The organism is Martelella radicis (genome assembly GCF_014196625.1).
Taxonomy (GTDB): domain Bacteria; phylum Pseudomonadota; class Alphaproteobacteria; order Rhizobiales; family Rhizobiaceae; genus Martelella; species Martelella radicis.
This window is the reverse complement of the sequence record NZ_JACIDZ010000025.1, coordinates 18,897-34,715: the sequence shown is the minus strand read 5'-3', so window position 1 is coordinate 34,715 and position 15,819 is coordinate 18,897. Positions and strand designations below refer to the sequence as shown.

General features: G+C 61.1%; 15 protein-coding genes and 1 pseudogene. 4 read left to right on the top strand and 12 right to left on the bottom strand.

Translation table 11 applies throughout. From position 1 onward, the window contains the following. Both GGR30_RS22335 and GGR30_RS22330 read left to right on the top strand, forming a co-directional pair. Positions 1-696 (top strand): glycoside hydrolase family 88 protein (locus GGR30_RS22335; protein WP_183491342.1); only part of this gene is annotated, 696 nt, incomplete at its 5' end. Between the two features lie 89 nt (positions 697-785). Continuing rightward, positions 786-1,829 (top strand): LacI family DNA-binding transcriptional regulator, encoded by a 1,044-nt coding sequence (locus GGR30_RS22330; RefSeq protein WP_183491340.1) that lies wholly within the window; start codon positions 786-788, stop codon positions 1,827-1,829. 62 nt (positions 1,830-1,891) lie between these two features. Here GGR30_RS22330 and GGR30_RS22325 read toward each other — a convergent pair whose 3' ends face one another. From GGR30_RS22325 to GGR30_RS22315, 3 genes and pseudogenes are all read right to left on the bottom strand, one after another. Further along, positions 1,892-2,095, bottom strand: a complete 204-nt coding sequence (locus GGR30_RS22325; protein WP_183491338.1) for a phosphoheptose isomerase family protein — start codon at positions 2,093-2,095, stop codon at positions 1,892-1,894. Positions 2,096-2,259: 164 nt separating this feature from the next. After that, the gene (gene melA / locus GGR30_RS22320; RefSeq protein ID WP_183491336.1) at positions 2,260-3,633 is read right to left on the bottom strand and encodes an alpha-glucosidase/alpha-galactosidase; all 1,374 of its coding nucleotides are present in this window, start codon (positions 3,631-3,633) and stop codon (positions 2,260-2,262) included. Positions 3,634-3,650: 17 nt separating this feature from the next. After that, positions 3,651-3,856: pseudogene (locus GGR30_RS22315) on the bottom strand (microcin ABC transporter ATP-binding protein); the annotation flags it as partial. A gap of 345 nt (positions 3,857-4,201) precedes the next feature. On the opposite strand from GGR30_RS22315, the gene GGR30_RS22305 reads away from it, so the two are divergent. Further along, positions 4,202-5,146, top strand: a complete 945-nt coding sequence (locus GGR30_RS22305; protein ID WP_183491332.1) for an AraC family transcriptional regulator — start codon at positions 4,202-4,204, stop codon at positions 5,144-5,146. A gap of 139 nt (positions 5,147-5,285) precedes the next feature. Here GGR30_RS22305 and GGR30_RS22300 read toward each other — a convergent pair whose 3' ends face one another. Continuing rightward, positions 5,286-7,067: an SLC13 family permease gene (locus tag GGR30_RS22300; RefSeq protein WP_183491330.1), complete on the bottom strand. Its 1,782-nt coding sequence runs from the start codon at positions 7,065-7,067 to the stop codon at positions 5,286-5,288. Positions 7,068-7,308: 241 nt separating this feature from the next. Between GGR30_RS22300 and GGR30_RS22295 the strand changes: the two genes are divergently transcribed. Continuing rightward, on the top strand, positions 7,309-7,539 hold the full coding sequence (locus tag GGR30_RS22295; RefSeq protein WP_183491328.1) for a hypothetical protein: 231 nt from the start codon (positions 7,309-7,311) through the stop codon (positions 7,537-7,539). Between the two features lie 114 nt (positions 7,540-7,653). On the opposite strand, the gene GGR30_RS22290 is transcribed toward GGR30_RS22295, so the two are convergent. The 8 genes from GGR30_RS22290 to GGR30_RS22255 all read right to left on the bottom strand — a co-directional run bounded on the left by GGR30_RS22290 (position 7,654) and on the right by GGR30_RS22255 (position 15,655). Beyond that, positions 7,654-8,691, bottom strand: a complete 1,038-nt coding sequence (locus GGR30_RS22290) for an ABC transporter permease (protein ID WP_183491326.1) — start codon at positions 8,689-8,691, stop codon at positions 7,654-7,656. Then, positions 8,688-10,205 carry a sugar ABC transporter ATP-binding protein gene (locus GGR30_RS22285; protein WP_183491324.1) on the bottom strand — a complete coding sequence of 506 codons (1,518 nt, stop codon included), beginning with the start codon at positions 10,203-10,205 and terminating at the stop codon, positions 8,688-8,690. The genes GGR30_RS22290 and GGR30_RS22285 overlap by 4 nt, the downstream gene beginning before the upstream one ends. Before the next feature lie 68 nt (positions 10,206-10,273). Then, entirely contained in the window at positions 10,274-11,347 is a 1,074-nt protein-coding gene (gene torT / locus GGR30_RS22280) for a TMAO reductase system periplasmic protein TorT (RefSeq protein WP_183491322.1), read from the bottom strand. Between the two features lie 47 nt (positions 11,348-11,394). Further along, entirely contained in the window at positions 11,395-12,366 is a 972-nt protein-coding gene (locus GGR30_RS22275) for a 5-oxoprolinase subunit C family protein (RefSeq protein ID WP_183491320.1), read from the bottom strand. Beyond that, positions 12,356-13,231 (bottom strand): 5-oxoprolinase subunit B family protein, encoded by an 876-nt coding sequence (locus GGR30_RS22270; protein ID WP_183491318.1) that lies wholly within the window; start codon positions 13,229-13,231, stop codon positions 12,356-12,358. The genes GGR30_RS22275 and GGR30_RS22270 overlap by 11 nt, the downstream gene beginning before the upstream one ends. Beyond that, the gene (locus GGR30_RS22265; RefSeq protein ID WP_183491316.1) at positions 13,228-14,622 is read right to left on the bottom strand and encodes an acetyl-CoA carboxylase biotin carboxylase subunit; all 1,395 of its coding nucleotides are present in this window, start codon (positions 14,620-14,622) and stop codon (positions 13,228-13,230) included. Before GGR30_RS22265 ends, GGR30_RS22270 begins: the two co-directional genes overlap by 4 nt. Continuing rightward, the gene (locus GGR30_RS22260) at positions 14,619-14,861 is read right to left on the bottom strand and encodes an acetyl-CoA carboxylase (protein WP_183491314.1); all 243 of its coding nucleotides are present in this window, start codon (positions 14,859-14,861) and stop codon (positions 14,619-14,621) included. Before GGR30_RS22260 ends, GGR30_RS22265 begins: the two co-directional genes overlap by 4 nt. Then, positions 14,858-15,655 (bottom strand): 5-oxoprolinase subunit PxpA, encoded by a 798-nt coding sequence (locus GGR30_RS22255; RefSeq protein ID WP_246414119.1) that lies wholly within the window; start codon positions 15,653-15,655, stop codon positions 14,858-14,860. Before GGR30_RS22255 ends, GGR30_RS22260 begins: the two co-directional genes overlap by 4 nt. Between the last annotated feature and the right edge of the window lie 164 nt (positions 15,656-15,819).

Sequence of the window (15,819 nt, the reverse complement as noted above, 5' to 3'; positions counted from 1 at the left end):
GCCTTCGCCAATGGCAGGATGATTGCGGATACGATGCAGAACCTCGCGCTGCTCTACTGGGCGCACCGCGAGACGGCCATTGAGGACTATCGCGATGTCGCGCAGATCCATGCAGCCACGGCTGCCGCCTGTCTTGTCCGGGATGACGACACCAGTTTCCACACCTTCGTATTCGACCCTTCAACCGGCGAACCCATTCGCGGTGAAACCCACCAGGGATATGCCGATTCATCCTGCTGGGCCCGGGGGCAGGCCTGGCTGATGCATGGCTTCGCACAATGTTATGCGGCAACCAAAGACCCCGCTCATCTCGAGGTCGCCCGCAGGCTCTCAGCAAAAGCAGAGGCGCTGGTCGGCTCCGCTGCCGTTCCCGTCTGGGACTTCAATCTGCCCGACACCGAAACGCCCTACATCGATTCCTCGGCGGGCGCAGTCATGGCGGCAGGACTTTACCTGCTGGCGGACCAGGACATTCCCACCAAAGAAGCGGCGCGATGGCGCGCATTCGGCGATCGCCTTATCGCAGGCTTGCTTTCAACCTGCGACCTGACGAAAACGGCCGGCGCCCAGGGCTTTCTTGCTCACGGCGCCGCGCATGTGCCCGCCGGACGCTGTGACACGATGCTGCCCTATGGCGACTACTATTTCATGGAGGCGCTGATGCGCTCCGAGGGTCATAACCGGTTTTTCTGGTAAAAGCCCGTTTGACACACAAGGGGAATAGGAAAGTTTCGGAAAGTTTCGTATAAGGCGGCAGAGAGAGAGACCAAGCGACCGGACCGATCATGACGAAACCGCTGCCTGCCCCAACGCTCAGAGATGTCGCCGAAGCCGCCGGCCTGTCGGTTGCCGCCGTTTCCAAGGTCTTCAACAACCGGGAAGGCGTCAGCGCCGCCAATCGGGCTTTGGTGACCCGCATCGCCGAGGAAATCGGCTATCGCGGCCGCAGCGGCCGAGCCACCATTGCCACGCGGATATCCTCCGCGCTTGTTGTCACCCTGGACAAATACGTCACCAATGACGTGTTCTACGGCCAGATCATCGACAGCCTGCTGAAAAGCGCCCGCGAAGAGGGTATCGATATCGATCTGGCGCTGGTGACATCGAACGATCCTTCAAGCGCAGACTACGACACCCTGCGCAATATCCGCGCCGATGCCGCAATCCTCGTCGGTCTCGACGAGGCTCCGGTCATCGATGCCGTGCGCTCCACCGGCCGCCCGGCGGTGCTGGTCAACGGCATGGATCGCAAGATGCAGATCTCCAGTGTCTCGCCGGACTACAATTTCGGTGGCTGGGCGGCCACCCAGCATCTGCTGGAGCTCGGCCATCGCGAGATCGTCCATGTGACCCATCTGTACCGGGAATCACTGAAGCGCCGCATGCTTGGCTTCCGCGATGCCATGGAAGAGGCCGGCATTGCCTTTTCGTCTGCTCATCACGTGATTGATGTCGGTGACCCCGATCTCCTCACGCTTTCCTGCCGCGACAAGATCACGGAAATCCTCCGCGAACGCACCCCGCGGCCAACGGCAATCTTCTGCGCCAGCGACCTGGTCGCGCTCGGCGTCATGCAGGCCGCAGCCTCCCTCGGGCTTTCCGTGCCGGACGACCTGTCGATCATCGGTTTCGACGATCTGTCACTCGCTGCACACGCCTCGCCGCCGCTGACCACGATGCATATGGATCGCGCGGAAATGGGTCGCCTGGCTATAACGCTGCTTCTGGAACAATCGCTGGCAACCTTCAATTCCGCCCGCCGCATCACGCTGGGCGTTCAGCTGGTCGAACGGAAAACGACCGGCCCGTTGGGCGCAGCGCTGCCCTGACAAGCTAAGGCAGAACCGCTTCCACCGGTTCTGGCCGTCAAGGATGCGGAGATGGCGAAGGTTCAGCCAAGGTGGCGGATCTGCGGAATATATTTGTCCTCAAAAGCCTTGTTGGCCTCATCGCCGCCCGGCATGCCCGCACTGTGCCAGGCCGACGGCGTCTCGCCCACCCTGGCGATCAACAGGATTGTCCCGATGACTACCAGAATGTCGAGAATGAAGGCATCGCAGAACGGCGGATGGGTATCGAGACAAGAAGCCGCCATCCGGTCTTCCGGCTCTGCTGGGCACAAAGGCGTCGACTGCACCGCCCATGGCAAGACCAATCCCACTTGGGGTGGAGACGGTCTTGGGCCGATCCGATCGCCTCTCGCCGGGTGAACGCTCCGGGTCTCGACACCCGGTTCGAGGGCTGGAGCGATGTGGCGCCTCAGGCCGAGCGCGCCTGCCGCGCGATCCGCGCCCATTCGGGGATCCAGTCGTCATGGGCGATCAGAAGATCGTCCACGAGCGACCAGATCTGGTCGAGATCGAGTTCGGCAGCAGTGTGCGGATCCATCATCGCGGCGTGGTAGAGATGTTCGCGGTTCTCGTTGACAAGCGCCGCTACGGTCAGTTCCTGCACATTGACATTGGTGCGGATCAGCGCGGTGAGCTGCGGCGGCAGGTCGCCGATATAAGTCGGCTGAATACCGGAAGCATCCACAAGACACGGCACTTCCGCCGCGCAATTGTCCGGCAGCGAGGTTATGCAGCCATTGTTGCGGACATTGCCGTAGATCACGGAGGGCTCGCCGGTCCACACCGAATTCATGATTGACGAGGCATATTCCTTGCTCTGCTCGACCTTGATCTCGTCGGCCTTCCTGTATTCCTCCGCCTGATCCTTCCACCTGGCGATCTGCTCGACGCAACGAACCGGATACTCATCCAGCGGAATGCCGAATTTCTCGATCAGGTCCTCGCGGCCTTCCTTGATAAAATAGGGCGTATATTCGGCAAAATGCTCCGAGCTTTCGGTAACGAAGTAGCCGAGCCTCGTCAGCATCTCATAGCGCACCTTGTTGGGGCAGCGCGGGTTCCAGGCAGACGGTTTCGGAAAACGCCCCTCGCGGTAGCCGCGCACAAGGTCGGGGTAAAGGTCGCGGTAGCTGCCGTCTTCCTGGCGATGCTCGAACTTCAGAAAGAAGGCCATGTGGTTTATGCCGGCCGACCGGTAACGGATCTCCTCGACGGGAATGTCGAGGTCGCGCGCCAGTTCGCCCGCCGTGCCCTGCACCGAATGGCAAAGCCCGACCTGCCTGATCTGCGGATATTTCTCGGCGATCGCCCAGGTGTTGATTGCCATCGGGTTCACATATTGCAGCATGATGGCGTCGGGGCAGACCTGCATCATGTCTTCGCAGATCGACCAGAGATGCGGCACGGTTCTAAGCCCCCGCATGATGCCGCCAATGCCGAGCGTATCGGCGATCGTCTGCCGGAGGCCGTATTTCTTCGGCACCTCGAAATCGGTGACGGTGCAGGGCTCATAGCCGCCGATCTGAAAGGCAACGACGACGAAATCCGCACCGTCCAGCGCTGCACGCTGATTGGTATGAGTAGTGATGTCGGCTTTCGAGCCCAGCGTCCTGGCGAGCTTGCCGGCAACGATCTCGCTTTCCGCCAGTCGCTCCTGATTGAGGTCCATCAGGGCGATTGACGCATCGTTCAGCGCGGGACGCTGCAGCGCATCGCCGATGATATTTTTCATGAAAACCGTGGAGCCGGCGCCGATGAAGGTGATCTTGGGTTGTCTTGCCATGTCAAAATTCCTCAGATTCAGGCGACAATTTCGAAGGCTGCCTTGACCAGCCGTTTCGTGTATTCGGTCTGCGGGTTTTCCGGCACATCGCGCGCCGGTCCCTGTTCATCGACCTTGCCGTGCTGCCTGAGGCAGACACGGCGGCGGAGCGCCCGCACGACCTTCAGGTCATGCGAGATGAAGAGATAGCCGGCCCCCGCTCGCATTGAAGCTTGCGCGGGAGAGATCACCCAGCGCGCCTTCCGGGGCCTTGCGGCGAGCATCGGCCGCCGTAACCCTGGTCGGCAGACCTTTGGCCTCCACGATCCTTTCAAGCATCGTCTCGGCGAAGCCGGCACTTCCGGCACCGATAATGGCCGCTTTCAAAGCGCTCATATCCGCCTCCTTGAAACGACGGCCAACTTAGAGGGTAAAATCCGATGCTATGGGCAGTATCGATTTGTCCGGCCGGGCCTGGCGAAAGACGTTGGCCAGACGGATAGGCACTGCCTGTAGCGCTTGTATTTCAAACTCCCGGCCATCATTATGCAGCACTCGGCCGGACATCACAGAGAGGGATTGTGCTTTCATGAGTAATTTTGTGCTGCAGGAATTGCGAGAGAAAGCGCCGATCGGACGCCTGATCTCCCTGCCGCGCGGCCATCAGGACCTGCATGCCATGCCGGTCAGTGCCGGTTACGAGATTCGCACGCGAGCGGACTATCAGTGGGACGGAAGGCGACGAGGCCAAAGCCCGTTCTCGGTGATCCAGTACACCATTGCCGGCGCGGGAAACCTGCGTTTCGAGAACCAGACCTTCCGCATCAGGCCCGGCGAAACCATGCTCACCCTCATCCCGCACAACCACCGCTACTGGGTGGAGGAAGACGGCCACTGGGAATTCTTCTGGATCTCGCTCAATGGCGAGGAGGCGATGCGCATTCAAAGGGCGGTTCTGGCGACCACCGGCCCCGTGCTCAAGCTGAAGGAAACCACCGTGGACCGACTTGCGGATTGTCTCGGACGATTGCTTTCATCGGAAACCGACACCCCCGCCAGAGCCTCCACGGTTGCCTATGAAGTGACCATGCTGCTTTATGATGAAGTCTTCGGCGCTCATGCGATGCCGCCGGTGGAAAGCCGGGCCATGCAACGGGTCACGCATTATATCGACGCCAATCTGGAAAAGCCCCTGCCCGTCGACAGGCTGGCGGAAATATCGGGCTTCAGCCGCGCCCACTTCTCAAGGCTTTTTGCCCAGTCGGAGGGCATGTCGCCTGCCGAATACGTGCTCTTGCGCCGCTTGAAACACTCAACCCGGCTTCTGGCGAGCGGCGAGCGCACGATCAAGGAAGTTGCAGGCATGGCCGGCTTTGCCGACCCGAACTATTTCGCGAAAGTGTTTCGCCGCTACTTCCGTGTCAGCCCTACGGAGTTCAGGAGGATCGGTCTTGCGGCCAGTATCATGACCATGAATACGGAAACCGTTCGGCCCGTGCTTAGAAAAGAGCCGGTCGAATATCCTGAACTGTGACGCCGAGCTTCCTTTGCCGGGATGCCTGATCTGGCTGTTGCCGGTTCGACAGACACCGCTCCAAGTCGGGGTCGTGATGGATGATCTGCTTCTCTTCACTGAGCGCAGGATGGCTCGGATCAAGCCGTATTTCCCCCTGTCACATGGGGAAGAACAGGCCTATCGCGAAAACGGATGTCAGTCCGACGATGAGGTTCATCGGAATGCCCATCTTAAGGAAGTCGCTGAACCGGTAGTTGCCGGCGCCATAAACGAGCGTGTTGGTCTGGTAACCGATCGGCGTCGCAAAGCTCGCACTGGCTGAAAACATCACGGCCACGACAAACGGCCGGGGATCAAGACCGAGTTGCGTGGCAAGCGCGATGACGACGGGCGTGTAGACTACCGCAACAGCATTGTTGGTGACTGTTTCCGTCAGAATGGAGCCGACAAAATAGACCGCCAGCAGCATCAACATCGGCGACAGGTTTTCCAACCACGGCTTCAGCATGCTCACGACCAGCTCGACGGCGCCGCTGTTTTCCAGGCCGGAGCCCACGATCAGCATCGCGAAAATCAGAACAAGTATGGACCCGTCGATGGTCTGCCATGCCTCATCACTGTCAATGCAGCGAAGCGCGAGAATGACCGCGACGCCCAGCAGAGCGAGGATGCCGATGGGCAAGACATTGAATGCGGCAAGGGTGACGATACCGATCAGGGTCAACACGGCGATCGGAGCCTGGCGACGCCGGAATGCCCGGCCGCCGGGTTCCGTGACGGACACAACGTCGCCGACCCTCGACAAGTCACTGAAGCCTTCAGACGTACCCTCAAGAAGAAGTTTGTCGGCCGGACGCAGTTGAACATTGGGCAGGTCGGGACCCGCCACATGACTGGCGCGATAGGCCCCCAGCACGCGCATGCCTGCGCGTCGCCCGAGCGCCAGATTCGCTATCGTCGTGCCGGAACTTCGGCGCGATGGCGACACGATGACCTCTGCCACCCGGACTTCGGCGTCCGGCTCCAGCAGGACCGAGCGTCGCAAGCCGACCTGCAGACCGGCCTGTTCCTCGAAGGTCAGGAGTTCGGATGTCGGAGCGATAAGGATCACTGCGTCTCCCTGCTTCAAGACGCGTTCGGGCAATTCGCTTCGCTCGATCTCGCTGCCGCGCCGGATGCCGGTCACACGGATGCCGGAACGCTGGAAATCGTTGACTTCAGAGAGTTTTTTGCCAATACCCGCATAATCGGAGAGAATGGTGATCTCGGACAGAAACGGGGTCTCTTCGTCGCCGACATCCTTGCCGGTTTCACGGTGCGGCAGCAGGAACCTGCCGAGAATGAAGACGGAAATACCACCCACGATCGCCGCAATGATGCCGACCGGCGCGATCTCGAATATCGAGAACGGTTCGAGACCATTCTGTTGCGCGACCCCCGCCACCAGAAGATTGGTCGAGGTGCCGATCAATGTGCAGGTCCCTCCCAGAATGGCTGTGTAGGAGAGCGGTATCAGCAACCGCGTGGGCGCCACGCTCAGGCTTGCGGCAAGACGAACCACCACAGGAATAAGCACAAGAACAACCGGCGTACTGTTCATGAAGGCAGAAGCGGATGCCGCGATGACAATGAAGATGATGATCGCAAGGACCGGGTGGGACTTGGCACGCCCCACGATGAAGTCGGCAAGCGCATCCAGAACGCCGGTCCGCAACAACGCGCCCGAAACCACGAACATTGCTCCGATGGTAATCGGGGCGGAGCTGGAAAAGACGCTCATCACATCATCCGCGGGCACCAACCCAAGGACAATGAACAGCGCAGCGCCGATGACGGCAGTGACGTCGGGCGGATATTTTTCGATCGTGAAGGCAGCGAAGAGAAGTCCCAGAAGCACAAGTGCCACAATGGCAGGGGAGAGGCCGATGAACTCGATCATGACTTTCCGTTCTGCTGTCCGGCATGGACGCAAATGCTGATGTTGATTTCGTCGCGGTCAGATTGTCACAATCTTGATAGCGAGAAAACGGCCGGCAGCGCACCATTGCCAGCAACGCGTTCCGGTCGACCGGTACGCAGATGGTTCTGCGCTTCAGAAGAACGCCGCTGGACGGTGACCGGTTCCAGCGCCATGCAGCCAGGTCAGCGAAGGCCTTATCTTTCAGGCAAACGACGCTCCATTGACGGTCATGGTCCATGGCGCATTCCTCGATGCGGGCATCGATCCGGCGGACATCGCCCGGCATTCCGCAGGCCGGCATGCGGCCATCCACGATCACGATGATCCTGTCGGCAGTGCGCAACGCTTGACTGAGACCATGGATCGCGATGGGAACGACCCTCCGCAGTTCGCCGCGAAGGCTATGCATCAGAGCGTCGGCATGCTCTTACCTTTCCGGCCGGCGTCGTAGGATAACGCCTTTTGCCACCTGCCGCAGACCGAGAGGGCAGAAGAGACGATCTGCGAAGGCGCGCCGGTGGATAGTCTGGGCTGGAGCCATCATCCGCAGCGGGCGGTCACCCGCTTATCTGTCTCCGATCAGCATCCGGTAGCGGAACTGGTCGATAACCACGGCGAGCACCAGGAGGCCGCCAAGCAGGATCATCTGCATGTAGGAGCCGATCTGCATCAGGTTCATGCCGTTCTGCACCAGCACGATGAAGAAGGCGCCGAGCACGACGCTTTCCACCCGGCCGATGCCGCCGCGCAGCGACACGCCGGCGATAACGCAGGCGGCGATCGATTCCAGCGCGATGGTGCCGCCGAGATTGGTCTCGCCGCTCTCGACGCGGGCCGTCAGCAGCACGCCGGACAGGGAGGCGAGAAGCGCGCAGACCATATAGGCAGTGAAAAGCGTGCGGGCGGTGTTGATGCCGGAGAGTTTCGCCGCCTTGACGTTGCCGCCAACGGCATAGATGCGCGCGCCGGTGCGGGTGCGGTTCATCAGCGTCCAGATGACGATGATGGCGAGCACAGCGACCACCACCGGAACCGGCACGCCGGCAATCCGGCCGAAGCCAAAGAAATCGCCGAAGGCATAGGGCAGACCGCCGATTGGCACGCCGCCGGTGATGAACAGCGCGACGCCCGCCCCCATCGACTGGACGCCGAGCGTCATGATGAAGGGCGAGACGCCGAATTTGGCAACGCCGAGACCGTTCAGCGCGCCGATGGCAAGGGCCGCCAGAAATCCGGTCAGGATGCCGAGCGTGACCACCAGAAAGGCGGCCTCCGGAAACACGCTGGCGAAATAGACCATCGCGGTTGCCGAAGTGACCGAGGTGAGCGCAATTGCGGTTCCGACCGAAAGATCGAAGCCGCCGGTGACCAGAACGATCATCTGCCCGAGCGAAACGAGCACGAGATAGACCGACTGGCGCGCCACATTGACGATATTGTCGACGGTCAGGAACTGCCGCGATGCCAGCGCGAAGATGATCAGCGCCGCGACCAGGAAGAAGGGCAGCACGCCGAGCTTCAGGAAGACATCGCCGAAAAACTGCCGGAGGGAAAAGCCGGCGCCCGGCCGTGTGGTTTTCACGGCTTCCGCTTCATTGGTCATGCCGTCTGCCTTTCTTCGTGGAAAAATGCTTTTAGAATTGTCTCTTCCTCGATCGCGTCGCCGGAAAGCGATGCCGAGATCCGGCCCTGGCTAAACACCAGCATGCGGTGCGCGAGGTTCATGGCCTCCGGCAGGTCGGAGGAAATGACCACCACCGCCTTGCCGGCTTCGCAGAGTTGCTTGATTAGCTGGTAGAGGGCGGCGCGCGTGCCGACGTCAACGCCCACCGTCGGTTCATCGAGAATGTAGACGTCGCGATCGGCCGCGAGCCCCTTGCCGAACAGGATCTTCTGCTGGTTGCCGCCGGAAAGTTTCGAGGCCGTGCGCGCCAGATAGGCGTCTGACAGGTCGACGCGGGCGCCGATTTCACCCGTCAGCCGGTTGACCGCCTTCGGTCGTCTGAGGCCGAAGAGGCCACGGGTTTCCTTGTGGTCGAGCGTTGCGAGCGCGACATTGTCGCCGGCCGTCGCCCCCAGCATAAGCCCCTCTTCCTTGCGGTCGGAGGGCAGGTAGAAGATGCCGTCCTCCAGGAGTTTCGCCAGCGGTTTGCCGGTGACATCCCTGCCCTTGTAGGTCACGCTTCCCGCGGCAATACCGGCAAGACCGATGGCCGCACGGAAGGCGCGGGACTTGCCGCAGCCGACCAGACCGGCAACCCCCAGAACCTCGCCGCGGCGGACATCGATATCGACGCCGCCGACGCCGGCAGCCTTCAGGCCCCGGATCGAAAGAACCGGTTCTGGCTCCGGATTTGCGGCAATCGCCGGATAGATCTCGGTGATCGCCCGGCCCGTCATCATCTCGACCAGCGCGTTGTGGTCGAGATCATGCGCGCCCACGGTCCCGACAAGCTTGCCGTCGCGCAGAACCGTGATGCGGTCGGCGATCTGGGTGAATTCCTGGATCCGGTGGGAAATATAGATGATCCCGGTTCCGCTGGCCTTCGCATTGCGCACGAGCCGAAAGAGTTCCTTCGTTTCACGCTCCGTCAGCGAGGCGGTTGGTTCATCGAGGATCAGGATCTTGGCGCGGGCATGGATCGCCTTGGCGATCTCCACCATCTGTTGTTCGGCGCGCGACAGGCTCAGGACCTGACGGCGAACATCGAGGGAAAACCCCATTTCATCGAAGATGTCCTGAGCGTGATTGCGCATGGCGGCGTGGTCGATCAGCATGCCGGTCAGCGGCTCGTCGCCGAGAAAGATGTTTTCGGCAACGGATCGCGTCGGCACCAGCGAGAATTCCTGAAAGACCGCGCCGATGCCGGCAGCCCGCGCATCACGCGCAGAGGCGAAATGCACCGCATGGCCGTCAATCAGCACTTCGCCTTCGCTCGGCTTGTACACGCCCGCGAGAATGGAGATCAGCGTCGACTTGCCGGCGCCGTTTTCGCCGAACAGTACGTGGACCTCGCCCGCGTTGAGAGAAAAATCGACATTGTCCAGCGCCCTGACGCCCGGAAACGCCTTGGAGATGCCGCTCATGCGCACGAGCGGAATAGCTTTCTCGGCCATGGCCGGCCCCTTCCAGAGCGTCCGCACCGCCGGTCTGGCGATGCGGATTGCTTCATCTGTTGCGGATATCAATCGACCGAGAAGACCGGACGGAAACCGTTCGGCGGCAGAATGTCGGTCTGCGGCACGCTGTCGATATTGTCGCCGTCGACGACAAAGATCTTCGGGCCGACATGCTTCACGAGTTCCTTGCCTTCGAGCGCGCGAACCGCCTGATCGACGGCGATACGGCCCTGGATCACCATGGAATCCGCAGGAGCAGCCTCGATGAAGCCGCGCTTGATGCCCTCATAGACGCCGGGCGTCATGTAGAAGGCGAGAAGACCGACCTTGTCCTTCAGGCCACGCTCACGGATCAGGCCCTGGGCGGCTTCGGCGGTCACGGCCGTGCCGGCGATATAAGCGACGTCAGGCTCGGCCTGCAGCACGTCTTCCACCAGCTTCAGCTGCGCTTCCTTGCCGGTGTCGCCATATTTCGGTTCCAGTACGGTGAGCGCCGAGCCTTCGACCGCCTTCATGAAGCCGTCATTGGCCGCTTCCACCCAGCCGGCACCTGCCGGGCCCGGGAACCAGCCGACAATGGCCGGTTCGCCGCCTGCGGGATGCTTCTCGGCGAGGTATTTTCCGGTCTCGAAACCCATCGTGTAGAAGGAAACGAGCGACTTGGCGGTAATGTCGGAAGACGACATGCCGTTGACCAGATCGATGACTGGCACGCCCTTGGAAGCCACTTCCGAGACCAGGCTGTTCAGCCCGTCATAGGAAATCGCGCCGATGACGACGGCATCCGCGCCGCCGGCAACGCAGTCTTCGATCTGCGAGATCTGCTTGGCAAGCTCGGTATAGCCGCCGGCTTCAACCACGTTCAGCTTGACGCCGAGGTCCTTGGCCTGTTCGACCACGCCATAATCCACGCCAAGCCAGTAGGCATCCTTCATATGCGGAAAGGAAACGCAGATATTGTAGGCCTCATCGGCCTTTTCCAGCGGTGTGTAGCTGATATCGGAGGCCGTGCCGTCGGCGGAAAAGGCCGGCGTGATTTCCACGGCCTCATAGGGGTACCAGGTATCGGCCAGCACCGGCGATGCAGCGGAGACGGCCAGTGCCGAAATGGCGATTTTCAGAATTGAATGTGCTTTCATTGAAGTTCCCCTTCGTGGTTGTCAAAAGCAGCGTTCGTTTTGTCTTCTCAAAAAAGCGCCCGGATTTTTTCGATAAGGGCGGCCCGGTCCTTCCGGGCGGCCAAGGCGGCGTCCATGTCCACCTTGACGAAACGGGTTGGCGTGTGGGGCTGAAGCTGACCGATCAGGTCCATGTCGGCCGAAATCACCGTACCGACCATGAAATAGCCGCCGCCGGAGACGGCATCGCGATGAAGCACGATCGGCTCCGAGCCGCCCGGCACCTGCACCGAGCCATAGGGGTAGCAGGCATCGACGATATTTGACGGATCGGATCCAGCGCCGAATGGCTGTTCACGCGGCACGAATTCGATCGGATGGCCGCCGCGGAAGCGGTAGCCCATGCGGTCTGCCTCCGGCGCCACCTTCCATTCGTCGGAGAAGAAGTGCTCCAGCGATGCGTCCGTCATGCGGTGATCGTAGAGACCGGGAAGAACCCTGAGTTCGGCGGGCGTTCCGGGCTTGCGGCGCAGCGCCTCGGGGATCTCCTTGCCGATCTCCGCCTTTTTGGCAGGCGTGCCGACGGGAAGCTCGTCACCCGCTGTAATCGCCCTGCCCTCGACGCCGCCGAGCGCGCCGATCGGATAGGTCGAGCGGCTGCCGAGCGCCATCGGCACATCGATGCCGCCGGCGACAGTGATGTAGATGCGCGCGCCGGTCTTGAGGAAGCCGAAGGAGAGCTTCTGCCCGGCCTTGATCGAAAGCGCGGTCCAGCCCGGCATTTCTTCCTCATCGATCAGCACCGGCATTTCGGCGCCGGTGACCGCGATCACGGCATCCTCGGTAAATTCAAGCGCCGGGCCCATGAACACGGCTTCCAGACCCGCCGCCCCCTCGTCATTGCCGACGAGATGATTGCCGGCGATCAGCGCCAGGCGATCCATGGCGCCGCCTTCGGGAATGCCGAGGTGATAGTAGCCGGGACGGCCGAGATCCTGAACGGTGGTGGCAAGACCGGGATGGAGAACCTTAATGGTCATTGAGAATGCCCTCCAGCTTGGCATTGTAGCCGTCAATGTCCTTGTTGAATTCGTTGAGGTCGAAGGAGACCTCTCGGATCGGCGGGGCGAAGGTGCCCTCTTCCACCGCCTTCACCTCGGCGTCATAGGTCTCGCGGTCGATCGGCTTGAACTTGACGATGTCGCCCGGCTTGAAGAACACCATGAAGTCCTTCAAATAGCTGGTCGTCTGGGTCGGGTCGTAGATCGGCATCGGCGTGATGCCGAACATCTGGTAGCCGCCAGCCCCGCGCACGGAATAGATGCAGGAGAAGCAGCCGCCATAGCCGACAGTCAGCTTCGGCGTGTCGGTACGGGGGCGCAGATATTTCGGCACCTCGATCTGACGCTGGCGCTCGACCATCTGGTACATGAACGGCAGGCCCGAAACGAAGCCGACCATGGTGACGATCCACGGCGCGCCGGAATGGGCGTCGATGAAATCGGCGACGGATTTGTAGTCGTTGATCCGTGCGGCATATTCGAGATCGGTGCTTTCCGGATCCTGATGGCGCTCACGGAAACGCATCAGCGTTTCATGCGTCCACGGGTCGTTGTAATAGACCGGAATTTCGATGATCCGTGTCTTGATCACCGGCTCCGACTTCTGGTCGGCAAGCTCGATCGCCTGGACTTCCTTCAGCATGTCATCCGGATGGATGATGTCCGGGTCGAACTTGATCTGGAAGGACGCATTGGCCGGGCAGATCTCTGTGACGCCCCTGATCTTCGCGTCGCGGACCCTGTTGGTGATTGACAGCGTATGGAAAAACGCCTCCAGCGACATTTCCTCGCTGCATTCGACAAAGAGGTGTTCGTCACCTCCGAAGGAATAGCGCAGCTTCATGACGAGGCCTCCTCATGGACTTTGGCCGGGGTTTGAGGGTTGAAGTGCGTTTCGAGCCAAGGCTCGAGAAAGCGGGTGTGGAAAGCGCCCTCGGCAACGGCTTCATCGCGGCAAAGGGCAAGGTGAAGCGGAATGGTGGTCGCAAGCCCTTCGATGTGAAGTCCGGACAGCGCCGCCTCCAGCTTTTTGAGGCAGGCCGCGCGGCTTTCGGCATGCACGATCAGCTTGCCGAGCAGCGAATCGTAGAAGGGCGGCACCGTGTAGCCTTCGTAGAGGAAGGTATCGAAGCGGATGCCCTCGCCCTCCGGCACGACGAGCTTCGCCACCGTGCCGGGTCCGGGCATGAACCCCTTTGCCGGGTCTTCGGCATTGATGCGGCACTCGATGGCGTGGCCGGAAAGGGCGATATCATCCTGCGTGACCGAGAGCTTTTCGCCGCCGGCAACGCGGATCATCTCCTGCACGAGATCGATGCCGGTGACCATTTCCGTGACCGGATGTTCGACCTGGATGCGGGTGTTGACCTCGATGAAGTAGAATTCACCGGCGTCCTCGTCGTAGAGGTATTCCACCGTGCCGGCGCCCTTGTAGCCGACCGATTTCGCAAGCGCGACAGCGCTTTCACACAGCGCCGTGCGCACATCTGCCGGCAGGCGGCAGGAGGGCGCTTCCTCCCAGACCTTCTGGCGGCGGCGCTGCAGCGAGCATTCGCGCTCATAGCAATGGACGGCGTTTTCGCCATCGCCGAGGATCTGCACCTCGACATGGCGCGCCTTGGTGATGACCTTTTCGATATAGAGACCGCCATCGCCGAAGGCCGCCTTGGCTTCCGCCGCGGCCAGCGGGAACTGGCGCTCGAAATCCTCCATCGTGTCGACGATACGGATGCCGCGCCCGCCGCCGCCGGCGGCGGCCTTGATCATGGCCGGAAATCCCGTTTCAGCGATGATGTCGCGGGCCACGGCCATGTCCTCGATGCGGCCGTCGGAGCCCGGCACGGTTGGAACACCGGCCTTTGCGGCAACGCTGCGGGCTGCAACCTTGTCGCCCAAGAGGCTGATCGCATCGGCAGACGGGCCGATGAAGATCATCCCGGCGTCGGTGACGGCGCGGGCAAATCCGGCATTTTCGGAGAGAAAGCCATAGCCCGGATGGACGGCATCCACACCGGCGCTCTTCGCCGCCTCGATGATCCTCTCAATATTCAGATAGGATTTGGCGGCAGATGGCGGACCGATATTCACGGCTTCATCGGCGAGCTTCACGGCCAGCATGTCGGCATCGGCGGCGGAATGAACCTGCACCGTCCTGATGCCGAGGGCCTTTGCCGCGCGAATGATGCGCACGGCAATTTCCCCGCGATTGGCGATGAGGATCGAGCGAATGGTCATGCCTCGACCTCTGCCAGCACCTGACCGGCCATGACGGGTTCGGCGTCATCGACGAGGAAGGTGATGCTGGAGCCGGAAACGCCGGCCGGGATCTCGTGAAACGTCTTCATCACCTCGATCAGCCCGATCGTCTCCTTCTCGGTGACGCTGGCGCCGTCTTCCTTGAAGGGAGCCGCGTCGGGAGAGGGCTTGCGGTAGAAAGTGCCCGGCAGAGGCGACTTGATTTCGAGCTTGCTCATGCTGTTCTCCGGATTTTTTCATTTATGATTTCTGAGACGGGGGAAATGCGGATGCCGGCGGCGATCAGCGCCTCGCGCAGCGCCTTAGCGATGGCAAGCGCGCCGGGCGTATCGGAATGAAAACAGATCGATTCAAAGGGAATGTCGACATCGCGGCCCGTCACCGCCGTCACCTTGCCCTGCTTGCAGGCGCGCACCGCACGGGCTGCAAGCGTCTCGGGATCGAGATGACCGACGGAACGGGTGAAGACGATCTGCCCGTCCTCGCCGTATTCGCGATCGGCGAAGAATTCGCGGATCACCGGCAGGCCCGCCTCGACGGCGATCTCCTCGGTCACCGATCCACTCATGCAGAAAATGCTGACATTGGGGGCGGCGGTACGCATGTAGTCGACGAACAGATGCGAAAGCTCGGCATTGACCGCCATTTCCATGTAGAGCGCGCCATGCGGTTTCACATGCTGGAGAATGCCGCCATGACGGCGGGTGAATTCGCGTAGCGCACCGACCTGATAGATGATGTCGTTGACCAGTTCCTTCGCCGTGCCGTCGATCTTGCGGCGGCCAAAGCCCTGCAGGTCGTTATAGCCGGGATGCGCGCCGACACCGATGCCGTGTTCGACGGCCATGCGCACCGTCTGATCCATCAGGTTCGGATCACTGGCGTGAAAGCCAGTGGCGATATTGGCGGAGGTGATGAACTCCATCAGCTTCGCGTCATCGGTATCCCCGATCTGCCAGCGACCGTAGGACTCGCCCATATCGCAATTGATGTCGACAACCTCGCGCTGCAAAATCGCACTCCCTGATTTTCCAGAGGCCGGCTTCCCGTGGGCGATCATGCCCTGATTTTGTGCGCCGTCCTCAAATGCCTATCAATTCGTCAAAAACAAGCTAGAACGGAAAAATGTCTTTGAAAAATTCTATTTCTTGTTTTGTATTATCTGAAAAAACGAAT

Excerpts from the sequence above, each read along its gene's own strand:
- GGR30_RS22300 (WP_183491330.1), bottom strand. The coding sequence starts at position 7,067 with ATGATCGAGTTCATCGGCCTCTCCCCTGCCATTGTGGCACTTGTGCTT.
- GGR30_RS22265 (WP_183491316.1), bottom strand. The coding sequence starts at position 14,622 with ATGACCATTCGCTCGATCCTCATCGCCAATCGCGGGGAAATTGCCGTG.
- GGR30_RS22260 (WP_183491314.1), bottom strand. The coding sequence starts at position 14,861 with ATGAGCAAGCTCGAAATCAAGTCGCCTCTGCCGGGCACTTTCTACCGC.
- GGR30_RS22285 (WP_183491324.1), bottom strand. The coding sequence starts at position 10,205 with ATGGCCGAGAAAGCTATTCCGCTCGTGCGCATGAGCGGCATCTCCAAG.
- GGR30_RS22325 (WP_183491338.1), bottom strand. The coding sequence starts at position 2,095 with ATGGCGGCTTCTTGTCTCGATACCCATCCGCCGTTCTGCGATGCCTTC.
- GGR30_RS22305 (WP_183491332.1), top strand. The coding sequence starts at position 4,202 with ATGAGTAATTTTGTGCTGCAGGAATTGCGAGAGAAAGCGCCGATCGGA.
- GGR30_RS22330 (WP_183491340.1), top strand. The coding sequence starts at position 786 with ATGACGAAACCGCTGCCTGCCCCAACGCTCAGAGATGTCGCCGAAGCC.
- GGR30_RS22270 (WP_183491318.1), bottom strand. The coding sequence starts at position 13,231 with ATGAAGCTGCGCTATTCCTTCGGAGGTGACGAACACCTCTTTGTCGAA.
- GGR30_RS22275 (WP_183491320.1), bottom strand. The coding sequence starts at position 12,366 with ATGACCATTAAGGTTCTCCATCCCGGTCTTGCCACCACCGTTCAGGAT.
- melA (WP_183491336.1), bottom strand. The coding sequence starts at position 3,633 with ATGGCAAGACAACCCAAGATCACCTTCATCGGCGCCGGCTCCACGGTT.
- torT (WP_183491322.1), bottom strand. The coding sequence starts at position 11,347 with ATGAAAGCACATTCAATTCTGAAAATCGCCATTTCGGCACTGGCCGTC.
- GGR30_RS22290 (WP_183491326.1), bottom strand. The coding sequence starts at position 8,691 with ATGACCAATGAAGCGGAAGCCGTGAAAACCACACGGCCGGGCGCCGGC.